The 9,204-nt window shown below is 43.5% G+C and carries 6 protein-coding genes; 4 read left to right on the top strand and 2 right to left on the bottom strand.

What is annotated here, in order from left to right:
- Positions 1-97: 97 nt before the first annotated feature.
- Positions 98-4,381: a formate dehydrogenase subunit alpha gene (gene fdhF, locus AB4238_RS07850; protein WP_372032680.1), complete on the bottom strand. Its 4,284-nt coding sequence runs from the start codon at positions 4,379-4,381 to the stop codon at positions 98-100.
- Between the two features lie 326 nt (positions 4,382-4,707).
- Positions 4,708-5,196: a hypothetical protein gene (locus AB4238_RS07845; protein WP_372032678.1), complete on the bottom strand. Its 489-nt coding sequence runs from the start codon at positions 5,194-5,196 to the stop codon at positions 4,708-4,710.
- Positions 5,197-5,480: 284 nt separating this feature from the next.
- On the opposite strand from AB4238_RS07845, the gene AB4238_RS07840 reads away from it, so the two are divergent.
- From AB4238_RS07840 to AB4238_RS07825, 4 genes are all read left to right on the top strand, one after another.
- Positions 5,481-5,762, top strand: coding sequence for a putative quinol monooxygenase (locus tag AB4238_RS07840; RefSeq protein WP_372032676.1), 282 nt, complete (start codon positions 5,481-5,483; stop codon positions 5,760-5,762).
- An 893-nt stretch (positions 5,763-6,655) separates the two neighbouring features.
- Positions 6,656-7,030, top strand: a complete 375-nt coding sequence (locus AB4238_RS07835; RefSeq protein ID WP_372032675.1) for a hypothetical protein — start codon at positions 6,656-6,658, stop codon at positions 7,028-7,030.
- A 108-nt stretch (positions 7,031-7,138) separates the two neighbouring features.
- Entirely contained in the window at positions 7,139-7,999 is an 861-nt protein-coding gene (locus AB4238_RS07830) for a PhzF family phenazine biosynthesis protein (protein WP_372032673.1), read from the top strand.
- A gap of 111 nt (positions 8,000-8,110) precedes the next feature.
- Positions 8,111-9,094, top strand: a complete 984-nt coding sequence (locus tag AB4238_RS07825) for a hypothetical protein (RefSeq protein ID WP_372032672.1) — start codon at positions 8,111-8,113, stop codon at positions 9,092-9,094.
- Positions 9,095-9,204 lie beyond the last annotated feature (110 nt).

The following is a 9,204-nucleotide window of genomic DNA, read 5'->3' as shown; positions in this document are numbered from 1 at the left end:
GCTTTATCGCTCAAGCCTTGCACTAGAAGCATTATTCCTTACGGTAAAGAACCGAACAAAAACTAAGCTCGAAAGATCAACAGCCCCTAGTCACTTGCTACACAAGTGCTGCACTGTCGACCTTAGCCACTTTTTCAACCTTCACTGCACAAACTTTAAATTCAGGGATGTTAGCCACTGGATCTAACACATTATTGGTCAGTTTATTCGCCGCCGATTCAGCAAAGTGGAACGGCAAGAAAATCACCCCAGCTTGTGCCCGTTTAGTCACAAAGGCATCGATCTCTATCTCACCGCGACGGGTAGATAGCTTTAACTTATCGCCGTTGTTTATCTGCAGCTGCTCAGCATCGAAGACCGATATCATCACCCGTGGTGCGCCCAGTTCATTAAGTCCTGGCGTTTTACGGGTGAGGGTGCCGGTGTGGAACTGCTCCAATAAGCGTCCGGTCGACAACATCAGCGGGTATTCATCACAAGGCATCTCTGCTGGTAAGCGATATTGCACTGGGCGCATCTTCCCCTTGCCATGGGTAAATTGCTTGCTGTGCAGTATTGGTGTGCCTGGATGGCCTTCTGCTGGGCAAGGCCACTGCAAACCCTGTCGGCCATTAGCTGTTTCACTGTCGATGACTTTCCAAGTGATACCACGGTATTGCGGTGTCACTAAGGTTATTTCGTGCCAGATCTGACGTTCAGATTGATACTGCCAGTCTTCACCCATCTTTTGTGCGATCTGCTGCACTATCTGCCAGTCATTCATCGCCTCGCCCGGCGGCGTTACTGCTGGTAGCAGCTGCTGCACTCGGCGTTCGGTATTAGTAAAGTGCCCCTGTTTTTCTGCAAAGGCTGCAGCAGGTAACACCACATCGGCAAGCTCTGCGGTTTCAGTTAAGAAGATATCTTGTACCACCACAAATTCTGCCGCTGCTAAACCAGCGAGAACATGCTTTTGATCTGGATCGCTCAGCACCGGGTTTTCACCCACCACATACAAGGCTTTGAGTTCGCCATGGGCAAGCCCATGCATCATCTCGGTGGCAGAAACGCCTTTGTCTGAGCAAAGCTCATTTTTGCCCCAGGCCTTTCTAAATCGTTGTTGTACCAAAGGGTCATCGAGTTTTTGGTAACCGCTGAAGTAATTTGGCAGTGCCCCCATGTCACACGCACCTTGAACATTGCTTTGACCACGTAATGGGTTAATACCTGCGCCCTTAATGCCGATATTGCCACACAACAGCTGCAAGTTAGAGATAGCAGTGACATTGTCATGGCCTGAAGTGTGCTGGGTGATCCCCATGGCATAATAGATGGCGGTCTTGTTAGCTGTGCCAATTAATCGAGCCATCTCGATAATATCAGCTGCGCTTACGCCGCAGATTAACGCGGTATTTTCAGGGCTATAATCGTCACTCATCACCTCATCGAAAAGCTGACTGAAACCTTCAACACGCTGTTGAATGTAATCTAAATCGTGCCAGTCGTTTTTGATGATCTGCTGCATAATTGCATTCAGTAGCATTACATCGGTGCCAGGCCTTTGCGCAACATAAAGCTGGGCTTTATCAGCAATAGAAACCTTTTTCGGATCGGCAACGATTAAGCGTGCACCATGATTTTGTAGCGCCAGTTTTATGTGTGAGGCAATGATAGGATGCGCACTTTCAGTATCTGAGCCAATAATAAAAATCAGATCAGACTCTTTAATGCTGGGAATGTCATTGGTCATTGCGCCACTGCCTAAGCTTTCGCGCAGGGCGGTAACGGTAGAGGCATGACATAACCGTGCACAATGATCGACGTTGTTATTGCCAATCACACTGCGAAATAACTTCTGGAACACATAGTTATCTTCGTTAGTGGCCTTCGCCGACGAAAGTCCCGCTATTGATTTGCGACCATGTTCGGCTTTAATGCTAGTGAACTTCTCTGCAATTAAGCTGATAGCTTCTGGCCAACTGGCAGGGGTGAGCACTCCTTCTTTGCGAATTAACGGTGTGGTGAGTCGTTTATCACTGTTGACAAAATCGAAACCAAAACGTCCTTTCACGCACAGCATACCAGCGTTGACGGGTGAATCTGTGTCAGCGCTTATGTGGCGGATTTGATTCTTCTGTTTATCTACATGCATCTCTACTCGGCAACCAATACCGCAGTAGGTGCAAATAGTCGACACCGTTTCAAGTGGCGCTTTTAGCTCGGTCGTTAGCCCTTGGGTTTTATCCCGTGAGTCAACCAGCGCACCTGTTGGACATACCTGCACGCAGTTACCACACTGCACACAATCGCTGTCGTTCATGGTGGCGTTAAAGCCAACTCTTGGCGCATTGCGCTTGCTTGCACCCTCTATAGCGGGCAGCGCTTGATAATGATCTTTCTCAAAGCAAATTGCATGATGCCCGCTAGCACCTTTGCAGGTTTCTACACAGGCACCACAGCTAATACAGCGGTTTGCGTCGAAAGTAATAAATGGCGCGCTATTGTCGACACTAAAGTGCTGCGCTTCACTAATATCGAGCTCTGCTGCTTTGACTTTGTACTCAGTGGCATAATCGCGCAGTTTACAATCGGTATTGGCTTGGCATGCACACTCAAGACAGCGCGCGGCTTCTTTCATCGCTTCATCGGCGGCAAAACCTAACTCAACTTCACTAAAGTCTAATGCCCGCTGCAATTTGGCAAGCTCAGGCATCTTGCTGCGTGGTTCAATGTTTGTATCGGGATACATGGCTTGAGCGTTGAGTGTTTCAAGCTGACTGGTTTTGCAGGCTTTAGTCGAGTTAAAAGGCTGCTTTTCAAGCTCGCAAGTAAGGCCCTGGGTCAGTAGTTTCTCAATCGCATCAGAGGCCTTTCTGCCATCAGCTACTGCTGCAACCGCGGTGGCAGGGCCCGTGCGAGAGTCGCCAATCACAAACAGTTTATCAAGCCCAGCCGCAAGCCCTGCTGACATTGTATGCTCGCAACCTTCAAAAGTATTCCAGCGGGTAAGGGCTATCTCACCGGTGGCCAGTTGACTGTCAGGATGGTTGAGAAACTCCATATCTGGCGTTTGAGATACAGCAGGGATCACGGTATCAAAGGCTTCAGTAAAGGTTTCGCTGGTTGGTTTTGGCGAGCGACGACCTGAGCTGTCAGGCTCGCCGAGTGCCATTACTTCAAAAGTGACCCGGTTAACGCGGCCATCTTCATCACTGTGATTCTCAATAGGGTTGGTTAAGAAGTGAAACTTAATCCCTTCCTCTTCCGCTTCATGGATCTCATAAGGCTCGGCAGGCATCTCATCGCGAGTACGGCGATAAACTAAGGTGACATCTGCGCCATCGCGTTTGGCGGTGCGGGCACAATCTATGGCAGTGTTACCACCACCAATAACGGCGACTTTTTTGCCAGTGCGGTACTGTTGTTCGGTACAATAATCTTTAAGGTAATCGACGCCCAAGTAGCAACCATCAAGTTCAATACCTGGATAGTTCATCGGCACCGCTTTTTGTGCGCCAATCGCTAAACAAACGGCGTCATAACCACTTAGTAGCCCGTTTAAATGGATATCACGGCCGAGGCGAACATTGGTTTGAATGTCTAAGCCATTTTTACATAACAGCGCTATCTCTTTGTCGAGAATCGCTTTCGGCAAACGGTACTCAGGAATGCCATATCGTAACCAGCCGCCAGCTTGGGGCATAGATTCGAATACCGTAACCTCATGACCATTATTCGACAGGTAATATCCTGCAGAAATACCGGCAGGGCCACTGCCTATGATGGCGACCTTTTTATTGGTCGGCGCTTTTTTGGCGGGCACGTAAGGGGTGTCGCCTTCAAGATCGAGATCGGCAGCGTGACGCTTAAGTTGGCGAATCGCCACAGGCTCGTCGACTAAGCCACGTCGACACTCTGTTTCACAAAATGCCGGGCAAACACGGCCGATAGATAGCGGCAGCGGCAGTGTTTGTTTGATGACTTTAACCGCTTCTTGATGATCGCCTTGGGCAATATGGTACAGGTAAGATTGCACATCAACACCTGCAGGACAGGCGGTTTGGCAGGGCGCTTCACAATCTGCAAAGTGGTCAGAAAGTATATTGTGTAATGCCGCTTTACGCTGTTTGCTTAGCGCTGCAGATTGAGTGATAACTTCAATATTCTGAGCATCTAAATCGGCAATTTTGGTTTCGCAGGCGCGTACTGAACAGAGCTCGCCGTTGGCTGATTTAAGTTCAACATGGCACAAGTCGCAATGTTGCTTAGTGTTAGTGACTAAAGAGCCTGCAGGGCTTTTACACAAATTAGGGATCGCGATATCGGCGTTTAACGCAGTATCGAGTAAGGTGTTTTGTTGATTGGCAGTGAGGGTTTTGCCATCAATAGTAATTTGTTTCATCGCAAGGGCCTTTTAGTTATAGGGCTCACAGCTTGCGACAAGGTATTGAAACACTAAGTCTCAATTGTCACTGCGGTGCTTTGAGTGTGGACTCGGCGAAATGAGTGACTTTGAGTATACCTGTGCACCTTTTTTACGCAGAAAATGCAGCTTAAGTTTGTGCTAAATTTGCAAGCAAATTCACAAAGGCTAATAGAAGTGTGCGCTAGCGACTTCTGTTGTTTTTTGGTGTGTGAGCTGGTCGGTGTTTGTTGCGCTTCGCCCCGTCTCTTTATAAAGAGACTGGGCGAAGAGGAGGGGGAGTTCCTTCTCATCAGGCAAAACGGTTACGTTTTTCTTGCCTGTGCAGAGTTCAGCAAGCTGCTATTTTTTATAATGGATATTCCAATAACGACCATGATAAAAAACAGAATATGTAGCCACAGTTTAGGTCCAACTTGAGTATTTAGCGCTGATAGAGAATCGATTTCAGGTAGCTGTCCAGTGGTAATGAGTTTTACAACCCATTCGTTAGCTGGAGTGGCTAGGAGTGTGGTTAACCACCCCAACAGTACTACTTGTAAAAAATTGACTAAATAAGAGTGATTTAAGTTGTAAATCAACAGCGAAACTAGCGTATAAAATATCGAAACACTCACATGGACTATCCAGGATAAGGTGACGGCTATAGCTTCAGTGTAACCACCAATATCCACATAGGCAGCAGCATGCCTTGACGTTAAAGTGAGCATGCCAAATAAAGGTTGGATCCAAATAAAGGCAATGCTCGCAATAACTCCAACTAACAAGGTAGTGACTAAATTATTAATATTCATATTAAATTATTGGTAGTGTATGGATAATGAGGAGACAGGGTTAGCTTGTGATTTATTTCAACCGATGTCATGGTTCACCGTAAATTAAATAGTACGCAGCGGCGTATTTGTTAACGCTTATGGCTGGTAGAGTGAGTTTTGCTAGTGCAAGCTTATAGCGGCATGGGGTGAGCTGCTTGTGATGGAGCTGGTGATACTAATCAGAAACATGAAAACATCTATCCTGTGATAGTTTTTAGTCTGGATAAAGTGGTTATTTACTCTTTGAATATAAGGATATTAGATTGTCTACCATAACTGTATTTGGCTTCATCTCTATCCCCGAAGCCGACCTTAAGGCGGTCACACAAGCATTACCGGAGCACATTAAACTCACGCTTGCTGAACCGGGTTGCCTGACTTTTAGTGTTACCCCATCAAACATCGACCCTAGGCGTTATGAGGTTCATGAGGAGTTTGTTGACCAGCAAGCCTTTGACTACCATCAGCAGCGGTCTCTAGCATCAGAATGGGCTAGGGTTAGTAAAAATGTGTCACGTTTTTATCAAGGGACAGTTGATGACTAGGTAGCAATTCATAAAATTGCTTTTGGGTTAGTTTGTTCAAGCTTCCGCTACATTTCTAGTGCATCAGACTACGTCTGATTAAAGTCGTGGCGCTTGGCTCATTCTTGTAACAGAGGGTCTATCCCTCAACGCCCCGGCGAAGTTATCTTCCTCGTACTTCGGCAATTTAGATGGGGAACCGATGTGTTCTGTAAGTTTTTGATACTCAGTTTTGCCCCAAAACGTGTTAGATCCTATTATTAATGGCTATTATTTCTTAATTCAAAACCAAATCTAAATCAAAGTCGTGGCGCTTCGCCCACACCCGAGCCAAGGGGCAAAGCGCTTGCGCCCCTTGGCAATCCCTCAGCGCCCCGGCGAAATTTGAAAAGCAAAATTTCCAACGGGGGGAGATTTGATTCTTTGAGTTCATTGAAATATTTTTAGGCTCAGATGTTTACGGAAAAACCGCTAAAGCTAAAACACAAGTGCTAAGTATTTACTCTTTAATAACCTAGTGAAGATGCAGTTAAGGCCTTCATATCCAGCCCCGTTGCATACAGAGTTAGGCATTCCTCCCATCTTGAAGCTCAGGTGAAACCGCAGAATGGCCAAGGATGGCGTAAATAAAGATGCCAGAAACTGTCCTGCGAGGCATCGATAATTTTTTTACATTTCACAAAATCTTTAAAAATCAGCCTTATGAAAAATGTAAAAAATTGATACACGGACCCATTGAACAACCTAGGCTCTCTTTCTCCGCACTCAATAAGGCAGTTTATGTCGCCTGACCTTAGAAATTATTTATTTACAGCAATACCTTAGCAGTGATAGTTTGTTAAAAAACTAACGATTTGCTAAGAACGTTATCGAGCGACTAATGAATAAGCTGTTATGTTTTTCGGAGAAATTAGGTGAATCCTGACAAATTTATATCTGGTGTTAGAGATGAGTGTATAAATGAATTGGTTTCTGATTATGCGAAAGAGTTCTCGAAAGTAGATATTGAAAAGTGCTCTGATAACTCAATAAAGCCTTTACTTCAATATTGGAAGGAAGCGGATAATGAAACTAGAAAAGTATTATCGGAATTTATTAGGTTAGGTGCTCAAAATGGAGTTTCATCACTACTCTCAATAATAAGCTCTGGTGGACACTTTAATAGTGAATTTAAAGAGTTTGAGTTAAGTTCCATAAATGGAGATTCTAAAACGGAATTTAGTGAGGATTTACTTGATGTCTTCTGGGAACAAGAAGAATTATCAGGTAATGTGAATGCCAAAACATAACAAGCTAATAAATAAGGACAAAAAACAGTTGGCTGTTTTCGTTCCTCAACATTTTAGCCAACAATTTTTTGCCCATTATTAGGGCGTTATACGGTGAAGGGAAATTTGGTGAATATTGAAGTTGCTTTGGTAAACTCATTTACTGTTAAAGGAAAAGGCGGAAACCCTGCAGGCGTTGTCTTGAACTCTGATAGACTATCGGATGCTCAAAAACTAAAAATTGCGCAAGCTGTAGGATATTCAGAAACAGCTTTTGTTTCCAGCGATGGCGAAGCTGATTATGAAGTCTCCTTCTTTACTACGATAGGAGAAGTTGACTTTTGTGGTCACGCTACATTAGCTACTTTTTCCACAATGTACCAAAAGGGTATTCTTACAGCTGGCTCTTATGTTCAACGCACGAAAGCTGGAATGCTGTCAGTGAACATCGAGTCAAATGGCAAGGTAGTAATGGATCAGAAATTGCCTCAAAAAATAGATTGCTTTTCATATCGAGAAATTTCAAATGTTATTGGCATTGAAAGTGACTTACTAAAAAGTACGAAGTTACCTATTGAAGTTATTTCAACAGGACTACCTGATGTTATCATTCCTGTTCCTAAAGGATGTTTAGATGTAATAATGCCAGATGATAAGCTTATTTCTGATTTTTGCAAAAAGCATAAAGTTGTTGGTTTTCATGTTTTTGAGCTTTGTGATCGGGAAAGTGAAATTACAGCAAGCTGTCGTAATTTTGCGCCATTGTTTGGTATTTCAGAAGAATCAGCTACTGGCAGTTCTAGTGGTGCTCTAGCTTGTTATCTCACGGAGCATTTAGCTTTAGACAGTAACTATGTTTTTGAACAAGGCAGAGCTATGAATTGTACTTCTATGATTACTGCATCTGTTGCAACCAATAATTCGACGGTGATCAGTGTAAAGGTTGGTGGCTTTACAAGTAATATTGGTTCAGTGGTAATCCCCGTATAACAAGGGTTTTCAAGTCGGACAAATTACAGTTGGCTTTTTGTTCGTGCCTCACTTATTTTAGTCAACTGCAATTTTCCGCTTAAAACGGCGTTATAACGATAAGGAGCATCGGTGCAAACTTTAACTAAAAAGAATATCCCGTTTATATTTTTTGTAGTTATTTCTGTTTTCTGGGCTTTTTACTATCAAAGCACCAATGCTCTTAATGGATATGGCGTAGAAAAATCAGAATGGCTTTTGCTAATCGATGGTTTAGTTGTCTTACCTATTTTATGTTTTTGGTTTGTTAAAGATAAGAAAAAAGCCGCTATCAAAGCTGTTGCCTACAGCTGTTTAATTATTTTTCTTGGCAGCTTTGTAATTCCTGAAAGTTCAAAGGTTGTATGGCCTTACCTTGAATCATTGCGCTATCTTGCTTTAGCTGTGTTTATCGTTTTAGAAATTACCACTATTTTGACCGTATTTTTTGCGATCAAAGCTTCTCTTACCAAAGAGCAAGATCCTGATTTGGCTATATCAAAACCAATTGAAAGAATCTTAGGGAATGGTGCTATAAGCTCTTTACTCTCTTTTGAGGCGCGAGTTTGGACATACGCGTTATTTTCAAAAAAGATAAGACAACAAAGTTTTACTGGTAATAGTCATTTTAGCTGTCATAAAAAAGATGGCGCTCAAAGCAATCAATTAGGCTTTATTTTAATGATTTTATTTGAACTACCCGTAATGCATTTGCTGTTACATTTTTTATGGTCACCGCTTGCGGCTAATGTCACAACGGGTTTAACTCTTCTTGGTTTAGTATTTTTTATTGCAGAGTATAAAGCTATTGCAATTAGGCCTATTTCAATTCTTCCGGACAGCATTATTGTGAGGTATGGTGTTTGGAATCCATTAAGGATTGCTTTAAGTGAAATTGCCCACGTTCAATCTAATTCAATTTTCATACGTCGGTTAGCTAATGTTAGTAGATTCAATTTAGCTGGTAATCCAAATATTGAGATTAAGCTTAATTCGGGTAAGCTCATTTATTTAGGCGTAGATTCACCCAATGAATTTCTAATGACTATAGAAACATATCGCGAAAAATCGTTATAACGTATAAGGATAGGCCGCGCGCAGCCGCGTCCTTATCCCAAGTGTTGAACAAGCCCGAGTGATACCTTTATATAGTTAATATCGACGTAAGAGTTTACGCTTTTTAGGTG

This window comes from Shewanella sp. 10N.286.45.A1, assembly GCF_041470405.1.
Classification (GTDB): Bacteria; Pseudomonadota; Gammaproteobacteria; order Enterobacterales; family Shewanellaceae; genus Shewanella.
Note: the sequence above shows the minus strand (reverse complement) of the source record. Positions and strands in the feature narration are given on the sequence as shown.